The following is a 21,328-nucleotide window of genomic DNA, read 5'->3' on the forward strand; positions in this document are numbered from 1 at the left end:
TCCGTGCCGCGCGCGAATCAAGGTGTGACAAGGGTGCCTCCTGGCGTCAGTTGTTGGCAGCGCAGCCAGCCCAGCGGCCGGGATTGCCCGGCGCGCAGCTGGTCGCCGCTGATGCGGATAAAGCGTTGCCGTTGCGGTGCGGATTCCAGCCGGTAGTTGCCGACCGCGTCCGCTGCCAGGCAGTCGTCGGCGTGGATGACCACCTCTTGCGGCAGCGGGGCGTCCACCAGCCCGTTGTTATGAATTATCAGATCATACAGCCCGTTTTGCTGTGGCTGAGGCCTAAATTTTACCTGCCAGTCGACGTTCAGCGGCCGCCGTTCGATCACCGCTCGCAGCGTGGCGAGCGACCAGGCGCGCCGATCGTCCACCAGCGGCAAGCGAAACCAGATAATGCCGCGCAGCCGGGGCGGCGTTTGCTGCGCCAGCGTCTGCAGAAAATCGGCGATCTGCTGCGGCGCGACCGTCAGCTCGCGGCCGTTGCCCGCCACGCGCAGCGAGGATTCGCTCTCCACCTGCGCGCCCTGCGCATCAAACCCCAGCAGCGCCATGCCGTAGGCCGGCAGCGCGACGCGAAACGGCTTCGGTGTGACGGCGGCGTACTGCCGCACCCAGCGCAGCGCCAAGGGGCCGTCAAACAGCCCCTGCTGCGGCGAGAGCACCGCGTGCACCTGCAGGACGGAGCTGTCGGCCTGCTGCAGTACGCCGGGCAGAGCGGGTGAGCCGATCCAAGCCGGCAGGGCGGTGATGCCGAGTTGCAAAGCGGTGGGCAGCCGTTGGCGCAGCCGCTGTAGAAAGCGCTGGTAGTCCGGCAGGCGGGCGGTGGCGGCGTCATGATCGATCTCGACGCCGGTGACGGGCAGCCCGGCCGCCTGCCAGCGTTGGGTGAGCGCCAGCAGACGCTGGATAATGGCTTCTTGGTCCAGCTGCGGCAGCTGGCCGTCGAGGCGTGCTACCAGCCAGAGCGGGCGGCCGTCCTGCTTCAGCAGGCTGAGATCGGCTGGGATCTCCCGCCAGCCCTCGCGCGGATGTACCTGCAGCGCCAGCACGCGCAGCCCACCGAACAGATCGCGGCTGTGCGCCAGCGCATCGGCGTGCTGCGGCGTCCAGACCCGCTGCCAGACATAAACCTGCTGATCCCAGCCTGAGGCCAGGCGCAGCGCCTGCTGGCGCCCGAGGAGCGCGGCCGCCAGCCCCAGCGCAATCAAGACCAGCGCCGCCAGCCGGCGTTTCATTTTTGCCAGAGATCGCCCTGCGGTGCGAAGCCGCAGGCGCGCATGAAGTTATCGACTTCCCCGCGTTCGCGCGGCGCCAGGCCGGCGGTCGACAGCTGCCAGTGGGCGGCCTGCGGCAGCTGACGCTGCGCATCCTGCACCAGGTAAAGACCGACGCCACGGCGGCGCGTCACTTCGCGCACCAGCAGGTCCTGCAGTTCGGCGCGGTCGTCCTGCAGCGCGATTTTCACCGCCCCCAGCAGCCGCTCGTTGAAGCGGGCGGCGAACAGCGCCTTGCCGTTGCTCAGCCAGCTCTGCCACTGTTCCGGCTGCTGGTGCGGCCAAATTTTACCGAGGTCGATAAGGTCTTGCGGGGACAGCGCGGTCAGGCGCTCGATGGTCAGTTTCATGCAGAATTTCCGCGCAGCTAAATGATGCCGACAGTGTAATAGATCTTGTGCAGAGCGTTGTGTAAGTTTTTCTGTACGATTACTGTGCAATATGTTTTTTGCACGGGGCATTTTCCGAGTAAATAGTTAGTAAACGGATTGTTAACCAGCACAACGCACTACGCCTCAAGGTAAAGAGCGCAGATTTAATTCGAATTTTATCCTGTTTACACCGCTTGTTTCTGCCGGATGAAGTTGATTTGCAGAAGAAAATTCCTGTTTAATGGCATGAAAAATAAAGTCTTATTAGAAAATAATGCCGATAAAACGCCTAAATCATTATTACTTATAACAAAAGCGGTCAATAACGATCGGGCGCAGGCAAACACAACAGGTACGTTCACAACGACAGATGGGGATTTGCGGATGAAATTAACAACAGGTAAGGCACTGCTGGCGGGTTGTATTGCGATGGCCATGAGCCAGGCGGCCATGGCGAAAGACATCAAGGTGGCGATCGTCGGGGCGATGTCCGGCCCGGTCGCGCAGTATGGCGACATGGAGTTTACCGGCGCGCGCCAGGCGATTGCCGATATCAACGCCAAGGGCGGTATCAAGGGCGACAAGCTGGTTGGCGTGGAATACGACGACGCCTGCGACCCGAAACAGGCGGTTGCGGTCGCCAACAAGGTGATCAACGACGGCATTCGCTACGTGATCGGCCACCTGTGCTCCTCGTCTACCCAGCCGGCGTCCGATATCTATGAAGACGAAGGCGTGATCATGATTACCCCGGCGGCCACCAACGCCGATCTGACCACCCGCGGCTACAAGATGATCCTGCGCACCACCGGCCTGGACTCGGATCAGGGCCCGACCGCCGCCAAATACATCCTCAGCGACATCAAGCCGAAGCGCATCGCCGTGGTGCACGACAAGCAGCAATACGGTGAAGGCCTGGCCCGCTCGGTGCGCGACAGCCTGAAAAAACAGGGCACCGAAGTGGCGATGTTCGAAGGCATCACCGCCGGCGACAAAGACTTCTCCACCCTGGTGGCGCGCCTGAAGAAAGAAAATATCGACTTCGTGTACTTCGGCGGTTACTACCCGGAAATGGGCCAGATCCTGCGTCAGGCCAAGCAGGCCGGGTTGACCACCCGCTTCATGGGGCCGGAAGGCGTGGGCAACTCCTCGCTGTCCAACATCGCCGGAGCCGCTTCGGAAGGCATGCTGGTGACGCTGCCGAAACGCTACGATCAGGTGCCTGCCAACCAGCCGATCGTCGATGCATTGAAAGCCAAGAAGCTGGATCCGACCGGCCCGTTCGTCTGGACCACCTATGCCGCGCTGCAGTCGCTGACCACCGGCATGGAGCGCAGCGGCAGCCAGGAGCCGGCGGATATCGTCAAGGATCTGAAAACCGGCAAGCCGGTGGAGACCGTGATGGGGCCGCTGACCTGGGATGACAAGGGCGATCTGAAAGGCTTCGAGTTCGGCGTGTTCGAATGGCATGCCAACGGCACGTCCACACCGATCAAATAAGCCATAATGATTAGGGTGGGGCGCAGCCCGCTGCGCCCGGCGGGTCGGCTTGCCGGCCCCGTCTCCCTTTACCCGCCGGTTCTCCGCCGGCGGGTTTCGCAGCCAAGGGTTCAGAGTATGTCAGAGCAGCTCCTCTATTTTCTGCAGCAGATGTTCAACGGCTTAACGTTGGGCAGCACCTATGCATTGATCGCCATCGGTTACACCATGGTTTACGGCATCATCGGCATGATCAACTTCGCCCACGGCGAGGTGTACATGATCGGTAGCTATGTCTCCTTTATCGTCATCGCCGCCCTGATGATGCTCGGTATCGACGTCGGCTGGTTGCTGATCGGCGCCGCGTTCCTGGTCTCGATCGTCATCGCCAGCGCCTACGGCTGGAGCATCGAGCGGGTGGCCTACAAGCCGGTGCGCAACTCCAAGCGCCTGATTGCGCTGATCTCGGCCATCGGCATGTCGATATTCCTGCAAAACTACGTCAGCCTGACGCAGGGCTCACGCGATCTGGCGCTGCCCAGCCTGGTGACCGGCCAGTGGGTGCTGGGGGAAAGCAACGGCTTCGCCGCCACCATCAGCACCATGCAGCTGATCATCTGGCTCGTGACCTTCCTGGCGATGCTGGCGCTGACGCTGTTTATCCGTTATTCGCGCATGGGCCGCGCCTGTCGCGCCTGTGCGGAAGACCTGAAGATGGCCAGCCTGCTGGGCATCAACACCGACCGGGTGATCTCGCTGACCTTCGTCATCGGGGCGGTGATGGCGGCGGTGGCCGGGGTATTGCTCGGCCAGTTCTACGGCGTCATCAACCCTTACATCGGCTTTATGGCCGGTATGAAAGCCTTCACCGCCGCGGTTCTGGGCGGTATCGGCAGCATTCCCGGCGCGATGATCGGCGGCCTGGTGCTGGGCGTGGCGGAAGCGCTGACCTCCGCCTACCTCAGCACTGAATATAAAGACGTGGTGTCGTTCGCGTTGCTGATCGTGGTGCTGCTGATCATGCCGACCGGCATCCTCGGGCGTCCGGAGGTTGAGAAAGTATGAAACTCAATCTGCTCAATGCGCTGATCGCCACGGCGGTGCTGTTCGTGATGGCGTCGTTCCTGATGGGCATGCAGCTCAGCCTGGACGGCACCAAGCTGGTGGTGCACGGCGCGGCGGAAGTGCGCTGGATGTGGATCGGCATCGGCTGCGTCATCGTCTTTTTCTTCCAGCTGTTGCGCCCGCTGCTGCAGCAGGGATTGAAAAAAGTCTCCGGCCCGGCGTTCGTGCTGCCGAGCTTCGACGGCACCACGCCGCGGCAAAAGCTGTTGGCGGCTCTGCTCATCGTCGCGGCGGTCGCCTGGCCGTTCCTGGTTTCGCGCGGCACGGTGGATATCGCCACCCTGACGCTGATCTACGTGATGCTGGGCCTCGGCCTCAACGTGGTGGTGGGCTTGTCCGGTCTGCTGGTGCTCGGCTACGGCGGTTTCTACGCCATCGGCGCCTACACCTACGCGCTGCTGAATCACTATTACGGCCTCGGCTTCTGGGAGAGCCTGCCGCTGGCGGGCATCGTCACCGCCGCCTTCGGCTTCCTGCTCGGTTTCCCGGTGCTGCGGCTGCGCGGCGACTATCTGGCAATCGTGACGCTCGGCTTCGGTGAGATCGTGCGCATCCTGCTGCTGAACAATACCGAGATCACGGGCGGGCCGAACGGCATCAGCCAGATCCCGAAACCGACCTTCTTCGGCCTGGAGTTCAACCGCAGCGTGCGCGACGGCGGCTGGGATACCTTCCATAACTTCTTCGGCCTGAAATACGATCCGAGCGATCGCATCGTGTTCCTGTACCTGGTGGCGCTGCTGCTGGTGGTGCTGACGCTGTTCGTCATCAACCGCCTGCTGCGTATGCCGCTGGGGCGCGCCTGGGAAGCGCTGCGCGAAGACGAGATCGCCTGCCGCTCGCTGGGCCTCAGCCCGACGCGCATCAAGCTGACCGCTTTTACCATCAGCGCGGCTTTCGCCGGGTTTGCCGGCACGCTGTTCGCCGCGCGCCAGGGGTTCGTCAGCCCGGAATCCTTCACCTTCGTCGAATCGGCCTTCGTACTGGCGATCGTCGTACTGGGGGGCATGGGCTCGCAGTTCGCGGTCATTCTGGCGGCGATCCTACTGGTGGTGTCGCGCGAGCTGATGCGCGATCTGAATGAATACAGCATGTTGCTGCTGGGTGCGCTGATGGTGCTGATGATGATTTGGCGGCCGCAGGGGCTGTTGCCGATGAAACGGCCGCAGCTGAAGCTGCAGGCGGCGGACATTCACGCGGGTAAGGGGGAGCAGGCATGAGCGTTCAACCTTTGCTGCAGGTGGAGGGCCTGTCGATGCGTTTCGGCGGGCTGCTGGCGGTCAACAACGTGGCGTTGACGCTGAACGAAGGTGAAATCGTGTCGCTGATCGGCCCCAACGGCGCTGGTAAGACCACGGTGTTCAACTGCCTGACCGGTTTTTACCGCCCGACCGGCGGCACCATCAAATTGCGCGATCGCCACCTGGAAGGGTTGGCGGGGCAGGCCATCGCCCGCATGGGGGTGGTGCGCACCTTCCAGCACGTGCGGCTGTTCCGTGAAATGACGGTGATCGAAAACCTGCTGGTGGCGCAGCATCAGCACCTGAAAAGCGGCGTGTTTGCCGGGTTGCTGAAAACCCCGGCCTTCCGCCGCGCCGAAGCCGAAGCGCTGGCGCGCGCGGCGGAGTGGCTGGAGCGCGTCGGCCTGCTGGAGATGGCTAACCGTTCGGCGGGCAACCTGGCCTATGGGCAGCAGCGGCGGCTGGAGATCGCCCGCTGCATGGTGACCCGGCCGGAGCTGCTGATGCTGGATGAACCGGCCGCCGGCCTCAACCCGAAAGAGACCGACGAGCTGGATCACCTGATCGTCGAGCTGCGCGATCGGCATAAGGTATCGGTGCTGCTGATCGAGCACGACATGAAGCTGGTGATGGGCATTTCCGACCGCATTTACGTGGTGAATCAGGGCACGCCGCTGGCGCAGGGCACACCGGCGGAGATCCGCAACAACCCGGACGTGATCCGGGCTTATTTGGGCGAAGAATAATATGTTGTCATTCAATCAGGTATCCGCCCATTACGGCAAAATTCAGGCGCTGCATCAGGTCAGTCTCACGATAAGCCAGGGGGAAATCGTGACGTTAATCGGCGCCAACGGCGCCGGTAAAACCACGCTGCTCGGCACCCTGTGCGGCGAGCCGCGCGCCAGCGAAGGCAGCATCGTCTTTCAGAACCAGGACATCACCCAGTGGCAAACCTCGCGCATCATGCGCGAAGCGGTGGCGATCGTGCCGGAAGGGCGGCGCGTCTTCTCGCGCATGACGGTGGAAGAAAACCTGGCGATGGGCGGCTTCTTCGCCGATCGCCGGCAGTATCAACAGCGCATCGAACGGGTGTTCACTCTGTTCCCGCGCCTGCTGGAACGCCGAAGCCAGCGTGCCGGCACCATGTCCGGCGGCGAGCAGCAGATGTTGGCCATCGGCCGCGCGCTGATGAGCCAGCCGAAGCTGCTGCTGCTCGACGAGCCCTCGCTCGGGCTGGCGCCGATCATCATCCAGCAGATTTTCGACATCATTCAGCAGCTGCGGGAAGAGGGCATGACCATCTTCCTGGTGGAACAAAACGCCAATCAGGCGCTGAAATTGGCGGACCGCGGTTATGTGCTGGAAAACGGCCGCGTGGTGTTGGAAGATACGGGGGCTGCATTGTTAGCCAACGAAGCAGTGAGGTCGGCGTATCTGGGCGGTTAATCCGCCCCCCTACGAATTAAAATAATCAGGTACGAGAAGAAGAAATGAAGACAGAAGGGTTACTCGCGCAGCGCATCGTTAACGTAAAAAGTTCGGCCATCCGTGAATTGCTTAAACACAGCAAGATGGAACACGTCATTTCGCTGGCGGGCGGCATCCCCTCTGATGCGCTGTTCGATTTCGAAGGATTGAGCATCGCCACCCAGCAGGCGATCACCGAACAGCCGAAAAGCGCGTTCCAGTATGGCCTGACCGAGGGCAGCCCGCTACTGCGTGAGCGCATTTGCGCGCTGTGCGCCGAGCGCGGCGTCACCGCTGGCGCGGAAGAGGTGATGGTTACCGCCGGCTCGCAGCAGGCATTGGATTTGGTGATGCGCGCCATCGTCAACCCCGGCGACGTGTTCGTGGTGGAGCGCCCGACCTACCTGGCGGCGCTGCAAACGTTGGAGCTGGCGGAAGCCAACATCATGTCGGTCTCGTCCGACAGCGACGGCATGGTGGTGGAAGAGCTGGCCGAGCTGCTGAAAACCCAGCGCATCAAGGGTGTGTACGTGGTGCCGAACTTCGGCAACCCCAGCGGCATCACCCTGAGCGCCGCGCGCCGCGAACTGCTGGTGAAGCTGGCCGCCGAACATAACTTCCTGATCATCGAAGACGATCCGTACGGCGAGCTGCGTTTTACCGAAGAGCGCCACCCGACGCTGCATCAGGTGTCACAGCGGGTGCTGGGCAACACCGACCACATCATCTATACCTCGACCTTCTCCAAGATCCTGGCGCCGGGCCTGCGGTTGGGCTGGGCGATCCTGCCGCCGTTCCTGCTGCATAAAGTGGCGATCATCAAGCAGGCGGCGGATCTGCACGCCAGCGCGCTGTCGCAGAGCATCGTCGAATGCTACCTCGGCCTGGGCCGCCTGCCGGCGCAGATCGACAAGATCCGCGCCGCCTACAAACAGAAGGGCGAGATCCTGGCCGGTTTGGTGGAGCAGGAGCTGGGCGACTACATCACCTTCGATAAGCCGAAGGGCGGCATGTTCCTGTGGGCACGTTTCCGCCAGCCGTTCAACGCCACCGAATGGCTGAACGCTACCCTGCAGCAGGGCGTGGTGTTCGTGCCGGGGGAATACTTCTTCTCCGACAACCCGGATCGTTCGACCTTCCGCCTGTCGTTCGCCACCGCCACCGAACAGCAGATGCAGGAAGCGGTGGCGCGTCTGCGCCGTTCGCTGTAATCCTCGCGGCGGCGGAGCCTATGCCCGCCGCCGACATCAAACCGCCATCTTCACTTCACCTTGCCGTCATGTGGCTGTCATATAGCGGTTATTTTTCTGTCATCCGCGCATGGCATGTTATCCCCCGTCATCTTTCGAGCCGCAGCGTTGTTGGCTGCCCGACTGCCCCCCTGTCACTTAGTTAGCTAAGCTCCAGGGTGCCAGCAGGTTGCCGACTAGCTGCAACTCGAAAGCTATAGGGGGCACTCCCTCATCAAGAATTGATTCTTTTCGCTCACGCGCTTTTACACCAGCTTTTTTCAGGAGTTAGGCATGCTCACCTACGCTATTCGCAAAACCACGCTGTGCGTCGCGTTGACCCTGGCGGTCAGCACTCAGGCGCTGGCGGCGACCGAGATCCCGTTCTGGCATTCGATGGAAGGCGACCGAGATCCCGTTCTGGCATTCGATGGAAGGCGAACTGGGTAAGGAAGTGGATTCCCTGGCGGATCGCTTCAACCAGTCGCACAGCGACGTCAAGATTGTGCCGGTTTATAAAGGCAACTACGAACAGAGCCTGGCGGCGGGTATCGCCGCTTACCGCTCCGGCAAGGCGCCGGCGATCCTGCAGGTTTACGAGGTGGGCACCGCCACCATGATGGCCAGCAAGGCCATCAAACCGGTCTACGAAGTGTTTAAAGAGGCCGGCATCAACTTCGACGAGTCGGTGTTCGTGCCGACGGTAGCCGGCTATTACACCGACAACAAGAGCGGCCATCTGCTGTCTCAGCCGTTCAACAGCTCCACGCCGGTGCTGTACTACAACAAAGACGCCTTCAAGAAGGCCGGCCTGAACCCGGACCAGCCGCCGAAAACCTGGCAGGAGCTGGCGGCGGATACCGCCAAGCTGCGTGAGGCCGGCATGAAGTGCGGCTACGCCAGCGGCTGGCAGGGCTGGATCCAGCTGGAGAACTTCAGCGCCTGGCACGGCGTGCCGTTCGCCAGCGAAAACAACGGGTTCGGCGGCACCAACGCCAAGCTGGAGTTCAACAAGCCGCTGCAGGTCAAGCACATCGAGCTGCTGGAGGCGATGAACAAGAAGGGCGATTTCACCTACTTCGGCCGCAAAGACGAATCCACCGAGAAGTTTTATAACGGCGACTGCGCCATCACCACCGCTTCTTCCGGTTCGCTGGCGGACATCAAGCACTACGCCAAATTCAACTACGGCGTCGGCATGATGCCGTACGACGCCGACGCGAAAAACGCGCCGCAGAACGCCATCATCGGCGGGGCCAGCCTGTGGGTGATGAACGGCAAAGACGCCGCCACTTACAAGGGCGTGGCCGAGTTCCTGCAGTACCTGGCACAGCCGGAAATCGCCGCCGAATGGCACCAGAAGACCGGCTATCTGCCGATCACCACCGCGGCTTACGATCTGACCAAGCAGCAGGGCTTCTACGACAAGAACCCGGGTGCCGACGTCGCCACTCGCCAGATGCTGAACAAGCCGCCGTTGCCGTTCACCAAGGGCCTGCGCCTGGGCAACATGCCGCAGATCCGCAGCGTGGTGGATGAGGAGCTGGAAGGCGTGTGGACCGGTAAGAAAACGCCTCAGCAGGCGTTGGACGCCGCCGTGCAGCGCGGTGACGTGCTGCTGCGCCGTTTCGAAGCATCAACCAAGTAACCCTGCGTCGCGGGCCCGTCCGATCGGGCTCGCGTCTTCACGCCGATCCTTCCGTACCCGATTAATGGTTTAACTGCTATGTCATCTTCCCGTCCCGGTTTCGGCTGCAGCTGGTTGCCCTATGCGTTGGTGCTGCCGCAGCTGCTGATTACCGCCGTCTTCTTTTTATGGCCCGCCGGCGAGGCGCTGTGGTATTCGGTGCAGAGCCTCGATCCGTTCGGCCTGTCCAGCCAGTTTGTTGGGCTGGATAACTTTAAGCAGCTGTTTCAGGATCCTTACTATCTCGATTCGTTTTACACCACGCTGATCTTCAGCTTCCTGGTGGCGGGCATCGGGCTGGCGGTGTCGCTGTTCTTCGCCGCGCTGGTGGACTACGTGCTGCGCGGCAGCCGCCTCTATCGCACGCTGATGATCCTGCCCTATGCGGTGGCACCGGCGGTGGCGGCGGTGCTGTGGATCTTTCTGTTCAACCCCGGCCTGGGGTTGATCACCCATTTTCTCAACGGGCTGGGTTATAACTGGAACCATGCGCAAAACAGCGGCCAGGCGATGTTCCTGGTGGTGCTGGCCTCGGTATGGCAGCAGATAAGCTATAACTTCCTGTTTTTCCTCGCGGCGCTGCAGTCGATCCCGCGCTCGCTGGTGGAGGCGGCGGCCATCGACGGCGCCGGTCCGGTGCGGCGTTTCTTCCATCTGGTGCTGCCGCTGATCGCGCCGGTGAGTTTCTTCCTGCTGGTGGTCAATCTGGTGTACGCCTTCTTCGATACCTTCCCGGTGATCGACGCCGCCACCGGCGGCGGGCCGGTGCAGTCCACCACCACGTTGATCTACAAGATCTACCGCGAGGGCTTCGCCGGATTGGATCTCTCCAGCTCTGCCGCGCAGTCGGTGATCCTGATGCTGCTGGTGATCGGCCTGACGGTGATCCAGTTCCGCTTTGTTGAACGTAAGGTGCGCTATCAATGATTGAGAATCGACGCGGGCTGGATATCTTCAGCCATGTGATGCTGATTATCGGCGTGCTGGTGGTGCTGTTCCCGCTGTACGTGGCCTTTGTCGCCGCCACGCTGGACGACAAGCAGGTGTTTCAGGTACCGATGACGCTGGTGCCCGGCGGCCACCTGTGGGAGAACATCCGCAATATCTGGCAGGGCGGCGTGGGCAACCTCAAGGTGCCGTTCTCGCTGCTGCTGCTGAACAGCGTGATCATGGCGCTGGCGATCACCTTCGGCAAAATTGCGGTGTCGGTGCTGTCGGCTTACGCCATCGTGTACTTCCGCTTTCCGCTGCGCAGCCTGTTCTTCTGGCTGATTTTCCTCACCCTGATGCTGCCGGTGGAGGTGCGTATTTTCCCGACGGTGGAGGTGATCTCCAATCTCAACCTGCTGGACAGCTACACTGGTCTGACGCTGCCGCTGATGGCCTCGGCCACCGCGACCTTCCTGCTGCGCCAGTTCTTCATGACGCTGCCGGATGAGCTGCTGGAGGCGGCGCGCATCGACGGCGCCGGGCCGATGCGTTTCTTCTGGGACATCGTGCTGCCGCTGTCGAAAACCAATCTGGCGGCGCTGTTCGTCATCACCTTTATCTACGGCTGGAACCAATACCTGTGGCCGATCCTGATCACCAGCGACGCCTCGATGGGCACCGCAGTGGCGGGCATCAAGAGCATGATCTCCACTTCCGGCGCGCCGACCCAGTGGAACCAGGTGATGGCGGCGATGATTCTGACTTTATTGCCACCGCTGGCGGTGGTGCTTCTGATGCAGCGCTGGTTTGTGCGCGGTCTGGTTGATAGCGAGAAATAACGACGATGGCAGGATTAAAACTACAGGCGGTCACCAAGTCTTACGACGGTAAAACGCCTGTGATCAAACAGATCGACCTCGATGTGGCGGACGGCGAATTCATCGTGATGGTCGGCCCGTCCGGCTGCGGCAAATCCACGCTGCTGCGTATGGTGGCCGGGCTGGAACGCACCACCAGCGGCGATATCTATATCGATACCCGGCGCGTGACCGATCTGGAGCCCAAGGATCGCGGCATCGCGATGGTGTTCCAGAACTACGCGCTCTATCCGCACATGAGCGTGTACGACAACATGGCCTACGGCCTCAAGATCCGCGGTTTCGGCAAGGATCATATCCGCCAGCGGGTGGAGGAGGCGGCGCGCATCCTGGAGCTGGAGCCGCTGCTCAAACGCAAACCGCGCGAGCTTTCCGGCGGCCAGCGCCAGCGCGTGGCGATGGGGCGCGCCATCGTGCGCGAACCGGCGGTATTCCTGTTCGATGAGCCGCTGTCCAACCTGGACGCCAAGCTGCGGGTGCAGATGCGCCTGGAGCTGCAACAGCTGCATCGTCGTCTGAAAACCACCAGCCTGTACGTGACGCACGATCAGGTGGAGGCGATGACGCTGGCGCAGCGGGTCATCGTAATGAACAAGGGCGTGGCGGAACAGATCGGCACCCCGAGCGAAGTGTACCAACGGCCGGCTTCGCTGTTTGTCGCGGGCTTTATCGGATCGCCAGCGATGAACCTCTTGCCCGGCACCCTCAGCGCCGACGGCGGCCAGCTGCTGCTGGCGGACGGCATGGCGCTGCCGTTGCCGGCGGCCAAACCGCAGTGGGCGGGGCGGCAGTTGACGTTGGGCATTCGGCCGGAGCATATTCAACTGGTGGCGCAAAGCCAGGGCGTGCCGCTGCAGCTGCAGACGCTGGAACTGCTGGGGGCCGACAATCTGGCGCACGGCCAGTGGGGCGGCCACGGGGTGATCGCGCGGCTGTCGCACGAAACCTTGCCGGCGGCGGGCTGTACGCTATATTTGCAGCTGCCTGCTCAGGCGCTGCACTTCTTTGACACCCATAGCGGATTACGGATGGATTGATGACTAGACCCTGGCCTTACCCTCATATCGTCGCCCACCGCGGCGGCGGTTCTCTGGCGCCGGAAAACACCCTGGCGGCGATCGACGTCGGCGCGCGCCACGGCCACAAGATGATCGAGTTCGATGCCAAGCTGGCGCAGGACGGGCAAATTTTCCTGCTGCACGACGACACGCTGGATCGCACCAGCAACGGTTGGGGCGTGGCGGGCGAGCTGCCGTGGGACAAACTGGTGCAGCTGGACGCCGGCAACTGGTACAGCTCGGCCTTCAAGGGCGAGCGGCTGCCGCTGTTGTCGGAGGTGGCGGAACGCTGCCAGGAACACGGCCTGATGGCCAATATCGAGATCAAGCCGACCACCGGCAGCGACGATGAAACCGGCCGGGTGGTGGCGCTGGCGGCGCGGCTGCTGTGGCAAGGGCAGACCGATCCGCTGCTTTCCTCCTTCTCGGTAGAAGCGCTGGCGGCGGCGCAGCGCACCGTGCCGGATTTGCCGCGCGGCCTGCTGCTCGAGGACTGGGACGACAACTGGCGCGAGCTGACCGAACGCCTGGACTGCGTCTCGCTGCATATCGATCACAAAGCGCTGACCGCCGAGCGGGTAAAAGCGTTGAAAGACGCCGGGCTGCGCATTCTGGTGTACACCGTCAACCAACCGGATCGCGCGCGCCTGCTGCTCGACTGGGGCGTTGACTGCATTTGCACCGACCGGATAGATTTGATCGGCCCGGATTTTTAATCCGGCACCGATGAATCCCGCGACGACAAGCCTTGCCGCCGCACCACCGGAAGGAATGCGATGCCTGGCTTTATCCTGTCACTGTGGCACCAGATCGTGCTGTCTTTACCGCTGTTTGTTCTGATCGCGTTGGGTTATGGGCTGATTCGCTGGGGGAAATGGCCTGCCAGCATCACCGATGGCCTGACGCGTTTCGTGTTTTCCCTCGCCTTGCCCGCCATGCTGTTTCGCATGATGTGCGACTTCTCGCAGCGCCCGGCGGTCGACGCCCGGCTGCTGATCGCGTTCTTCGGCAGTTGCCTGATCGTGTTTGTGCTTGGCCGCCTCGTCGCCCGGCATCTCTTCCGGCTGGATGGCGTCGCCGGATCGGTGTTTGCGCTGGGCGGTATTTTCTCCAATAACGTGATGCTCGGCTTGCCGATCGCCGGCGTGATGCTGGGGGAGGCGGCGATCCCGTCGGTGGCGCTGGTGCTGGTGTTCAACGGCCTGATCCTGTGGACGCTTGTGACGGTGTCGATCGAATGGGCGCGCAATGGTTCGCCGACGCTGAGCGGTTTCGTTAAAACCGCGCGTAGCGTGCTGACCAATCCGCTGATCGTCGGCATCTTGTCCGGCACCCTGTTCAGCCTGACCGGCCTGCCGCTGCCGGCCTTCGTTGATCGGCCGGTCAGCATGCTCGGCCAGGTGGCGGCGCCGCTGTCGCTGGTGGTGCTGGGCATGGGGCTTGCCGAGTACCGCATCAGCGAAGGCTGGCAGCTGAGCAGCGCCATCTGCGTGCTGAAGTTGCTGGTACAACCGTTAGTGATTTGGCTGCTGGCCTGGATGATGGATCTGCCGCCGATGGAAACCCGCGTTGTGGTGCTGCTGGGGTCGATGGCGGTGGGGGTGAACGTCTACCTGATGTCGCGCCAGTTCAATACGCTCACCGGCCCGGCCGCCACCAGCCTGGTGATGTCCACCGTGCTGGCGGCGATCACCACGCCGCTGATCCTCACCGTTATGGGCGTGCGGGCGTAGCCGGCATCGGTGCCTGCGGCACCGCCGGCGCGGTGCGATTGAACGGATCGCGCGGCTGATTGCCATTAGGCAGCAGTTGCCCGCCGTTCGGCGTGGTTTGCATCAGCTGTTGCCGCTGATTGTCGAACTGCCGCTGTTGCTGCAGGCGGCGTTGGTCCATTTGCCGATTGTTCAACAGGCGCTGTTGCTGGGCCTGCTGGCTGCTTTGGTTGAGAAACTGCTGCTGTGAACGCAGATCGGTTACGCCGTTGGCCGCCGCAGCCAGGCCGGGCAGCCACAGCAGGGCGAACAGGATGTGAGAAGTTTTCATGATGGTTACCTCGCCTTTTTATTAAGCCTAACCCAGCGGTGAAATTTTGCCGGTAGTTTATCTTTTGTTCGGATGTAAACCGCCTTTTCACCAACGCGGTGCGCATCTTCCGTTACAATCGCCCTTTCGGTCTTTTTAGGGTGAACCCATCGTGCTGCTTTTGGTTATAACCACCATTCTGTGGGCATTTTCTTTCAGCCTGATTGGCGAGTACCTGGCGGGCCAGGTCGACAGCGGATTCTCGGCGCTGGTGCGCATCGGGCTGGCGGCGCTGGTGTTTCTGCCGTTTCTGCGTTGGCGCAACATCAAACTCAAGGTGATCCTGCTGTATATGCTGGTGGGCGCCTTCCAGTTGGGCATCATGTACCTGTTCAGCTTCCGCGCCTATCTGTACCTGACGGTGCCGGAATTCCTGCTGTTCACCGTGCTGACGCCGCTGTACATCACGCTGATCTACGACTTGCTGAGCGGCCGACGCCTGCGTTGGGGCTATGTCTTCAGCGCGTTGCTGGCGGTGCTGGGCGCGGCGATTATCCGCTATCACCAGCTGAGTGAGCATTTCTGGTGGGGGCTGCTGTTGGTGCAGGCGGCGAATATCAGCTTCGCCATCGGCATGGTCGGCTATAAGCGCCTGATGGAAGTGCACCCCTTGCCGCAGCACACCGCATTTTCCTGGTTCTACCTGGGGGCGGCGGCGGTGGCGGTGGTGGCCTGGTTCCTGTGGGGCAATCCGCAGCAGCTGCCGACCACCAATCTGCAGTGGGGCGTGCTGATCTGGCTGGGCGTGGTGGCGTCGGGGCTGGGCTACTTCATGTGGAACTACGGCGCGACGCAGGTGGATGCCGGCACGCTCGGCATCATGAACAATATGCATGTGCCGGCCGGTTTGTTGGTCAACCTGGCCATCTGGCAACAGCAGCCGCACTGGCCGAGCTTTATCATCGGCGGGGCGGTGATCGTCGCTTCGCTGTGGGTGCATCGCCGCTGGGTGGCGCCGAAACAGCTCGGCTAAGCGGGCGGGCCACCCCGGCCGGGGGGCCCGAAAGTTTATACGCCGGCCGCCAACGCTTTGGCGCCGGTCGCGCCGGGACGTGCGGCGTCGCGCACAAACGGCAGATGATCGCAGGCGTGCTGGCGGGCCGAGCGGATAAAGGCTTCGGTCACTGCCTGGCGCTGTTCACCGTCGCGCACGGCGGCATACAGGCGGCTCCACAGGCCGTCACCCAGGGTTTTGGTCACCACCAGACCCTGCTGTTCGAAACTCTCCACCACCCAGTGCGGCAGCGCCGCAATCCCCATCCGCGCCGATACCATCTGGATCAGCAGCAGCGTGTTATCGACGTTCTTCAACGCCGGGCTGACGCCCGCCGGCTGCAGAAAATGCCGCCAGATATCCAGCCGTTGGCGCTGCACCGGGTAAATCAACAGCGTTTCGTCACTCAAGTCTTCCGGTTCGATGTGCGGTCTGCCGGCCAGCGGATGATCCGGCGCCAGCACCAGGCGCACCTCGAAATCGAACATCGGCGAATAGTGCAGGCCGCTGCGCGGCAGAATATCCGACGTCATCACCAGATCCAGTTCGCCCTGTTGCAAGGCCGGTTGCGGATCGAAAGTCACGCCGGAAGTGAAGTCCATTACCACCTGCGGGAAACGCCGGCGGAAGTTGTCCAGCGCCGGCGTCAGCCACTGAATGCAGCTGTGGCATTCGATGGCGATGCGCAGCGTGGTCTGATGCGGCTCGTGGCAGGCCTGCAGCGCCTGCTGGATCTGCGGCAGCACCTGCTCCGCCAGCTGCAGCAGGATCTCGCCCTGGGCGGTGAAGCGCAGGGGCTGGCTCTTGCGCACGAACAGCTTGAAGCCCAGACGTTGTTCAAGATCGCTGAACTGGTGCGACAGGGCAGACTGCGTCTGATGAAGTTGGGCCGCCGCCCCCGCCAGCGAACCGCTGTTGCGCAGGGCCTGCAGCGTCCGTAAATGTTTCAGTTCGATCATGAGAGTCCTTCACATTGACAGTGAATAAATTGCGCTTGTGGTTAATACAGTACCTGCTGATTATGGATGTGTAAACATCTGGACGGCTAAATGGGGAATATGACGATGGCAATTTTGAATCACACACTGGGTTTTCCTCGCGTTGGGCTACGACGTGAGCTGAAAAAAGCTCAGGAAAGCTACTGGGCCGGCAACTCAACGCAGGAAGAGCTGTTGGCGGTTGGCCGCGAGCTGCGCGCTCGTCATTGGCAGCAACAGCAGCAGGCCGGGGTGGATTTGGTGCCGGTCGGCGATTTCGCCTGGTACGATCATGTGTTGACCACCAGCCTGCTGCTGGGCAACGTGCCGGCGCGCCATCAGAATGCGGATGGCTCGATCGATCTGGACACGCTGTTTCGCATCGGCCGTGGCCGCGCACCGACCGGCGAGCCGGCGGCCGCGGCGGAAATGACCAAATGGTTCAACACCAACTATCACTACATGGTGCCCGAATTCCAGCAAGGCCAGCAGTTCAAGCTGGGCTGGACTCAGCTGCTGGACGAAGTGGACGAAGCGCTGGCGCTCGGCCATCGCATCAAGCCGGTGCTGTTGGGCCCGGTGACCTATCTGTGGCTGGGTAAGGTGAAGGGCGAGCCGTTCGACCGCCTGTCGCTGCTGAAAGACATCCTGCCGGTTTACCAACAGGTGCTGGCCGAGCTGGCGAAACGCGGCGTCGAGTGGGTGCAAATTGACGAGCCTGCGCTGGTGCTGGAGCTGCCGCAAGCCTGGCTGGATGCGTTCAAACCGGCTTACGACGCGCTGCAGGGGCAGGTGAAGCTGCTGCTGACCACGTATTTCGACAGCGTCGGCCACAACCTCGATACCGTCCGCACGCTGCCGGTGCAGGGGCTGCACGTCGATCTGGTCGCCGGCCATGACGATATTGCCGCGCTGAGCGCCGCATTGCCGAACGACTGGCTGCTGTCGCTGGGGGTCATCAACGGCCGCAACGTCTGGCGCGCCGATCTGAGCCGCTGGTTCGAACGTCTTCAGCCGCTGGTGGGCACCCGCCCACTGTGGATCGGCAGCTCCTGTTCACTGCTGCACAGCCCGATCGACCTGAGCGTGGAAAGCCGTCTGGACGAAGAAGTGAAAAGCTGGTTCGCCTTCGCGCTGCAAAAATGCGCCGAGCTGGCGCTGTTGAGCTCGGCGCTGAACGCGCCTGACGCGGCCAGGCAGGCTGAACTGGATGCCTACAGCGCACCGATCCGCGCCCGCCGTCAGTCGAGCCGCGTGCACAACCCACAGGTTGAGCGTCGCCTGGCCGCGATCACCGCGCAGGACAGCGAACGCCACAGCGCTTACGCCGAGCGCGCCAGGGCGCAGCGCGAGCGTTTCAACCTGCCGGCCTGGCCGACCACCACCATCGGTTCGTTCCCGCAGACCACCGAGATCCGCGGCCTGCGTCTGGACTTCAAACAGGGCCGTTTGGACGGCAACAACTACCGCACCAGCATCGGTGAGCACATCAAACAGGCGATCGTCGAGCAGGAGCGCCTCGGGCTGGACGTGCTGGTGCACGGTGAAGCCGAGCGTAACGACATGGTGGAGTATTTCGGCGAGAACCTGGACGGCTTCGTGTTTACCCAAAACGGCTGGGTGCAGAGCTACGGCTCCCGCTGCGTGAAGCCACCGGTCATCATCGGCGACGTCAGCCGCCCGGAAGCCATCACCGTCGAATGGGCCAAATTCGCCCAGTCGCTGACCGACAAGCCGGTGAAAGGCATGCTGACCGGGCCGGTGACCATCCTGTGCTGGTCGTTCCCGCGTGAAGACGTGACCCGCGAAGTGATTGCCAAGCAGATTGCGCTGGCGCTGCGCGACGAGGTGGAAGATCTGGAAAAAGCCGGTATCGGCATCATCCAGATCGACGAACCCGCCCTGCGCGAAGGGCTGCCGCTGCGCCAATCCGACTGGGCCGCTTACCTGAACTGGGCGGTGGACGCCTTCAAACTGAACGCCGCCGTGGCGCGGGACGACACCCAGATCCACACCCACATGTGTTACTGCGAGTTCAACGACATCATGGACTCCATCGCCGCGCTGGACGCCGACGTGATCACCATCGAGACCTCGCGTTCCGATATGGATCTGCTGGAAGCCTTCAAAGAGTTCGAATACCCGAACGAAATCGGGCCGGGCGTCTACGATATCCACTCGCCGAACGTGCCGAGCGTGGAATGGATTGAAGCGCTGCTGCGTAAAGCGGCGCAGAACATCCCGGCGGAACGCCTGTGGGTTAACCCGGATTGCGGCCTGAAAACCCGCGGCTGGCCGGAAACCCGACAGTCGCTGGCCAACATGGTATTGGCGGCACAGCGCCTGCGCGAGCACGCGTGATGCCGTGCGGCGGATAAACCGCCGCTTATAGATTTACTGGTGTGATGATTGGGCGCTTCGGCGCCCTTTTTTATGCGCGGGAAATTATTTGACGCCGTGCTGGGCGAACCATGCCAGCATGCGCTGCCAGCCGTCTTGCGCCGCTTCGGCGTTGTAGCTGGGGCGATAGTCGGCGTTGAACGCATGCCCGACTTCGGGATACACCACGATTTCGGCCTCGGCGTTGGCGGCGCGGATCGCCTGACGCATGGTTTCCACCGTCTCCAGCGGGATGCCGCTGTCCTGCCCGCCATACAGCCCCAGCACCGGCGCCGACAGTTGGGTGGCGACGTCGACCGGCTGCTTCGGTGAATTCAGCGTTTTCTCGCCGACCAGTTTGCCGTACCAGGCGACCGCCGCCTTCAACTGCGGGTTATGCGCCGCGTACAGCCAGGTGATGCGGCCACCCCAGCAAAAACCGGTGATCGCCAGCTTGCCTGCGTCGCCGCCGTGGCGGATAGCCCAGTGCGCGGCGTGATCCAGATCCGACAGCACCTGACGATCCGGCACCTTGGTGACCAACTGCTGGAACAGCTCGCCGATATCGGTGTAGTCGTTGGCGTCGCCCTGGCGGAAATAGAGCTCGGGCGCGATCGCCAGATAGCCCTGCTTGGCCAGGCGGCGGCACAGATCCTGAATATGTTCATGGACGCCGAAGATTTCCTGCACCACCAGCACGATGGGGAAAGGGCCGCTCTGGTCGGCGGGTTTGGCGACGTAGGCCGGCAGCGCGTCGCCCTGAGAAGGGATGGTCGTTTGCCCGGCGTGAATGCCCTGTTCGTCGGTGATAATCGCGGAGGCGGCCAACGGCGCGGCGGCCGGGGCGAATCCCCCCTGAGCCTGTTCTAATGTCATCACATGTTCGGTTTTCATTGCGGTCTCCGTGCAATAGAAAAAAGCGCTGAGATTAACTATAGGAAAGATTACCCATTATTGGCGCTGCGTGGCGCACTTTCGGACAAGTTGATAAAAAACGGCTAATTATCTGGCTTTGCGGCATTTTTAAGCGCTTTTTATCATGTTATTACGCGTTTTGCCCTGCGTAAGTGCCATAAGGTGCGTTAGAGGGCTTCTTTGTCCCTAAGCAACCGATAAGATGGGGTTATTTTGGATTGATCAGCTAAATAGTTTCAGCCGGCAACCAACGGCAGAGGGCGGCAAGATTTGTCGGCTAGACTGAGGTATAGCGGTGCGCTCTGGGGGCGTTACAGTGCTTTTTTGTGATAAAAATCACAAAAAATATGTAGCATGTAATTTGTTTCTCTTTTCATAGTGACTATCGTCACGAAATTAAGCGGCGATTTTCAGTAGAGTGCTTTTTTGTTCCTCCCAATAAACATGATCCATGAGGAGTCTCGTATGTCTCAGTCTGACGTGTTTCATCTCGGCCTCACCAAGAACGATTTACAAGGGGCCCAGCTTGCCATCGTGCCGGGCGATCCGCAGCGCGTAGAGAAGATTGCCAAGCTGATGGAAAATCCGGTGCATCTGGCCTCCCATCGTGAATTCACTACCTGGCGCGCGGAGCTGGACGGCAAGGCGGTGATCGTCTGTTCTACCGGTATCGGCGGCCCGTCTACCTCTATCGCGGTGGAAGAGCTGGCGCAACTGGGCATTCGCACCTTCCTGCGCATCGGCACCACCGGCGCCATTCAGGCGAACATCAACGTCGGTGACGTGCTGGTCACCACGGCGGCGGTACGCCTCGACGGCGCCAGCCTGCACTTTGCGCCGATGGAGTTCCCGGCAGTCGCTGACTTCGCCTGCACCACCGCGCTGGTGGAAGCGGCCAAGGCCAGTGGCGCTACCACGCACATCGGCGTGACCGCCTCCTCCGATACCTTCTATCCGGGCCAGGAGCGTTACGACACTTACTCCGGCCGCGTGGTCAGCCGCTTCAAAGGCTCGATGGAAGAGTGGCAGGCGATGGGCGTGATGAACTATGAAATGGAATCCGCCACGCTGTTGACTATGTGCGCCAGCCAGGGCCTGCGTGCCGGCATGGTGGCTGGGGTGATCGTCAACCGCACCCAGCAAGAGATCCCGAACGCCGAGACCATGAAAAACACCGAAAGCAAAGCGGTGCAGATCGTGGTGGACGCCGCCCGCCGCCTGCTGTAATCGCCTTTCCCC

At 61.9% G+C, this 21,328-nt stretch carries 19 protein-coding genes and 1 pseudogene; 15 read left to right on the top strand and 5 right to left on the bottom strand.

Going from position 1 to position 21,328, the window contains the following annotated elements:
- Window positions 1-17: 17 nt before the first annotated feature.
- Window positions 18-1,235 (bottom strand): DUF3142 domain-containing protein, encoded by a 1,218-nt coding sequence (locus AC4PR2_RS14380; RefSeq protein ID WP_337046937.1) that lies wholly within the window; start codon window positions 1,233-1,235, stop codon window positions 18-20.
- Window positions 1,232-1,624 carry an aspartate 1-decarboxylase autocleavage activator PanM gene (panM, locus tag AC4PR2_RS14385; RefSeq protein WP_172905232.1) on the bottom strand — a complete coding sequence of 131 codons (393 nt, stop codon included), beginning with the start codon at window positions 1,622-1,624 and terminating at the stop codon, window positions 1,232-1,234. Before panM ends, AC4PR2_RS14380 begins: the two co-directional genes overlap by 4 nt.
- 405 nt (window positions 1,625-2,029) lie before the next feature.
- On the opposite strand from panM, the gene AC4PR2_RS14390 reads away from it, so the two are divergent.
- The 12 genes and pseudogenes from AC4PR2_RS14390 to AC4PR2_RS14445 all read left to right on the top strand — a co-directional run bounded on the left by AC4PR2_RS14390 (window position 2,030) and on the right by AC4PR2_RS14445 (window position 14,475).
- Window positions 2,030-3,145, top strand: a complete 1,116-nt coding sequence (locus AC4PR2_RS14390; RefSeq protein WP_025304902.1) for a branched-chain amino acid ABC transporter substrate-binding protein — start codon at window positions 2,030-2,032, stop codon at window positions 3,143-3,145.
- A 117-nt stretch (window positions 3,146-3,262) separates the two neighbouring features.
- Window positions 3,263-4,189 carry a high-affinity branched-chain amino acid ABC transporter permease LivH gene (gene livH / locus AC4PR2_RS14395; protein WP_038874154.1) on the top strand — a complete coding sequence of 309 codons (927 nt, stop codon included), beginning with the start codon at window positions 3,263-3,265 and terminating at the stop codon, window positions 4,187-4,189.
- Window positions 4,186-5,469 carry a high-affinity branched-chain amino acid ABC transporter permease LivM gene (locus AC4PR2_RS14400; RefSeq protein ID WP_060441197.1) on the top strand — a complete coding sequence of 428 codons (1,284 nt, stop codon included), beginning with the start codon at window positions 4,186-4,188 and terminating at the stop codon, window positions 5,467-5,469. The genes livH and AC4PR2_RS14400 overlap by 4 nt, the downstream gene beginning before the upstream one ends.
- Window positions 5,466-6,236 (top strand): high-affinity branched-chain amino acid ABC transporter ATP-binding protein LivG, encoded by a 771-nt coding sequence (gene livG, locus AC4PR2_RS14405; RefSeq protein WP_025304904.1) that lies wholly within the window; start codon window positions 5,466-5,468, stop codon window positions 6,234-6,236. Before AC4PR2_RS14400 ends, livG begins: the two co-directional genes overlap by 4 nt.
- Window position 6,237: 1 nt before the next feature.
- Window positions 6,238-6,939 (top strand): high-affinity branched-chain amino acid ABC transporter ATP-binding protein LivF, encoded by a 702-nt coding sequence (livF, locus tag AC4PR2_RS14410; protein WP_038874157.1) that lies wholly within the window; start codon window positions 6,238-6,240, stop codon window positions 6,937-6,939.
- A 44-nt stretch (window positions 6,940-6,983) separates the two neighbouring features.
- Window positions 6,984-8,171 (top strand): aminotransferase-like domain-containing protein, encoded by a 1,188-nt coding sequence (locus AC4PR2_RS14415; protein ID WP_049202437.1) that lies wholly within the window; start codon window positions 6,984-6,986, stop codon window positions 8,169-8,171.
- A 312-nt stretch (window positions 8,172-8,483) separates the two neighbouring features.
- Window positions 8,484-9,837: pseudogene (gene ugpB, locus AC4PR2_RS14420) on the top strand (sn-glycerol-3-phosphate ABC transporter substrate-binding protein UgpB).
- 78 nt (window positions 9,838-9,915) lie between these two features.
- Complete coding sequence (gene ugpA, locus AC4PR2_RS14425) at window positions 9,916-10,803, top strand: sn-glycerol-3-phosphate ABC transporter permease UgpA (RefSeq protein WP_015376293.1); 888 nt, start codon at window positions 9,916-9,918, stop codon at window positions 10,801-10,803.
- Entirely contained in the window at window positions 10,800-11,645 is an 846-nt protein-coding gene (gene ugpE, locus AC4PR2_RS14430) for a sn-glycerol-3-phosphate ABC transporter permease UgpE (protein ID WP_019455301.1), read from the top strand. The genes ugpA and ugpE overlap by 4 nt, the downstream gene beginning before the upstream one ends.
- 5 nt (window positions 11,646-11,650) lie before the next feature.
- A complete protein-coding gene (locus AC4PR2_RS14435; protein WP_142109132.1) occupies window positions 11,651-12,721 on the top strand; it encodes a sn-glycerol-3-phosphate import ATP-binding protein UgpC in 1,071 nt (356 codons plus the stop codon).
- Window positions 12,721-13,458 carry a glycerophosphodiester phosphodiesterase gene (ugpQ, locus tag AC4PR2_RS14440; RefSeq protein ID WP_047729384.1) on the top strand — a complete coding sequence of 246 codons (738 nt, stop codon included), beginning with the start codon at window positions 12,721-12,723 and terminating at the stop codon, window positions 13,456-13,458. Before AC4PR2_RS14435 ends, ugpQ begins: the two co-directional genes overlap by 1 nt.
- A gap of 60 nt (window positions 13,459-13,518) precedes the next feature.
- Window positions 13,519-14,475, top strand: coding sequence for an AEC family transporter (locus tag AC4PR2_RS14445; RefSeq protein ID WP_049202434.1), 957 nt, complete (start codon window positions 13,519-13,521; stop codon window positions 14,473-14,475).
- Here the strand turns inward: AC4PR2_RS14445 and AC4PR2_RS14450 are convergent.
- Window positions 14,456-14,785: a hypothetical protein gene (locus tag AC4PR2_RS14450; protein WP_038874168.1), complete on the bottom strand. Its 330-nt coding sequence runs from the start codon at window positions 14,783-14,785 to the stop codon at window positions 14,456-14,458. The two genes, AC4PR2_RS14445 and AC4PR2_RS14450, sit on opposite strands and share 20 nt — an antisense overlap.
- A 151-nt stretch (window positions 14,786-14,936) precedes the next feature.
- Between AC4PR2_RS14450 and AC4PR2_RS14455 the strand changes: the two genes are divergently transcribed.
- Window positions 14,937-15,797, top strand: a complete 861-nt coding sequence (locus AC4PR2_RS14455) for a carboxylate/amino acid/amine transporter (RefSeq protein WP_197803935.1) — start codon at window positions 14,937-14,939, stop codon at window positions 15,795-15,797.
- 35 nt (window positions 15,798-15,832) lie between these two features.
- Here the strand turns inward: AC4PR2_RS14455 and metR are convergent, their stop codons facing one another.
- The gene (gene metR, locus AC4PR2_RS14460; protein ID WP_038874173.1) at window positions 15,833-16,777 is read right to left on the bottom strand and encodes an HTH-type transcriptional regulator MetR; all 945 of its coding nucleotides are present in this window, start codon (window positions 16,775-16,777) and stop codon (window positions 15,833-15,835) included.
- 90 nt (window positions 16,778-16,867) lie between these two features.
- On the opposite strand from metR, the gene metE reads away from it, so the two are divergent.
- The gene (gene metE / locus AC4PR2_RS14465) at window positions 16,868-19,156 is read left to right on the top strand and encodes a 5-methyltetrahydropteroyltriglutamate--homocysteine S-methyltransferase (protein WP_075335012.1); all 2,289 of its coding nucleotides are present in this window, start codon (window positions 16,868-16,870) and stop codon (window positions 19,154-19,156) included.
- 84 nt (window positions 19,157-19,240) lie between these two features.
- Here metE and AC4PR2_RS14470 read toward each other — a convergent pair whose 3' ends face one another.
- Window positions 19,241-20,068, bottom strand: coding sequence for a dienelactone hydrolase family protein (locus AC4PR2_RS14470; protein ID WP_100396569.1), 828 nt, complete (start codon window positions 20,066-20,068; stop codon window positions 19,241-19,243).
- Window positions 20,069-20,554: 486 nt separating this feature from the next.
- Between AC4PR2_RS14470 and udp the strand changes: the two genes are divergently transcribed.
- Entirely contained in the window at window positions 20,555-21,316 is a 762-nt protein-coding gene (gene udp, locus AC4PR2_RS14475; RefSeq protein WP_004934432.1) for a uridine phosphorylase, read from the top strand.
- Window positions 21,317-21,328 lie beyond the last annotated feature (12 nt).

It is taken from the genome of Serratia sp. A07, from assembly GCF_058725505.1.

Bases quoted from the DNA above. Each gene is read 5' to 3' on its own strand.
- AC4PR2_RS14450 (WP_038874168.1), bottom strand. From the start codon at position 14,785: ATGAAAACTTCTCACATCCTGTTCGCCCTGCTGTGGCTGCCCGGCCTG.
- panM (WP_172905232.1), bottom strand. From the start codon at position 1,624: ATGAAACTGACCATCGAGCGCCTGACCGCGCTGTCCCCGCAAGACCTT.
- metE (WP_075335012.1), top strand. From the start codon at position 16,868: ATGGGGAATATGACGATGGCAATTTTGAATCACACACTGGGTTTTCCT.
- udp (WP_004934432.1), top strand. From the start codon at position 20,555: ATGTCTCAGTCTGACGTGTTTCATCTCGGCCTCACCAAGAACGATTTA.
- AC4PR2_RS14435 (WP_142109132.1), top strand. From the start codon at position 11,651: ATGGCAGGATTAAAACTACAGGCGGTCACCAAGTCTTACGACGGTAAA.
- ugpE (WP_019455301.1), top strand. From the start codon at position 10,800: ATGATTGAGAATCGACGCGGGCTGGATATCTTCAGCCATGTGATGCTG.
- livF (WP_038874157.1), top strand. From the start codon at position 6,238: ATGTTGTCATTCAATCAGGTATCCGCCCATTACGGCAAAATTCAGGCG.
- AC4PR2_RS14445 (WP_049202434.1), top strand. From the start codon at position 13,519: ATGCCTGGCTTTATCCTGTCACTGTGGCACCAGATCGTGCTGTCTTTA.
- AC4PR2_RS14380 (WP_337046937.1), bottom strand. From the start codon at position 1,235: ATGAAACGCCGGCTGGCGGCGCTGGTCTTGATTGCGCTGGGGCTGGCG.
- livG (WP_025304904.1), top strand. From the start codon at position 5,466: ATGAGCGTTCAACCTTTGCTGCAGGTGGAGGGCCTGTCGATGCGTTTC.
- AC4PR2_RS14415 (WP_049202437.1), top strand. From the start codon at position 6,984: ATGAAGACAGAAGGGTTACTCGCGCAGCGCATCGTTAACGTAAAAAGT.
- livH (WP_038874154.1), top strand. From the start codon at position 3,263: ATGTCAGAGCAGCTCCTCTATTTTCTGCAGCAGATGTTCAACGGCTTA.
- AC4PR2_RS14400 (WP_060441197.1), top strand. From the start codon at position 4,186: ATGAAACTCAATCTGCTCAATGCGCTGATCGCCACGGCGGTGCTGTTC.
- ugpA (WP_015376293.1), top strand. From the start codon at position 9,916: ATGTCATCTTCCCGTCCCGGTTTCGGCTGCAGCTGGTTGCCCTATGCG.
- AC4PR2_RS14470 (WP_100396569.1), bottom strand. From the start codon at position 20,068: ATGAAAACCGAACATGTGATGACATTAGAACAGGCTCAGGGGGGATTC.
- ugpQ (WP_047729384.1), top strand. From the start codon at position 12,721: ATGACTAGACCCTGGCCTTACCCTCATATCGTCGCCCACCGCGGCGGC.
- AC4PR2_RS14390 (WP_025304902.1), top strand. From the start codon at position 2,030: ATGAAATTAACAACAGGTAAGGCACTGCTGGCGGGTTGTATTGCGATG.
- metR (WP_038874173.1), bottom strand. From the start codon at position 16,777: ATGATCGAACTGAAACATTTACGGACGCTGCAGGCCCTGCGCAACAGC.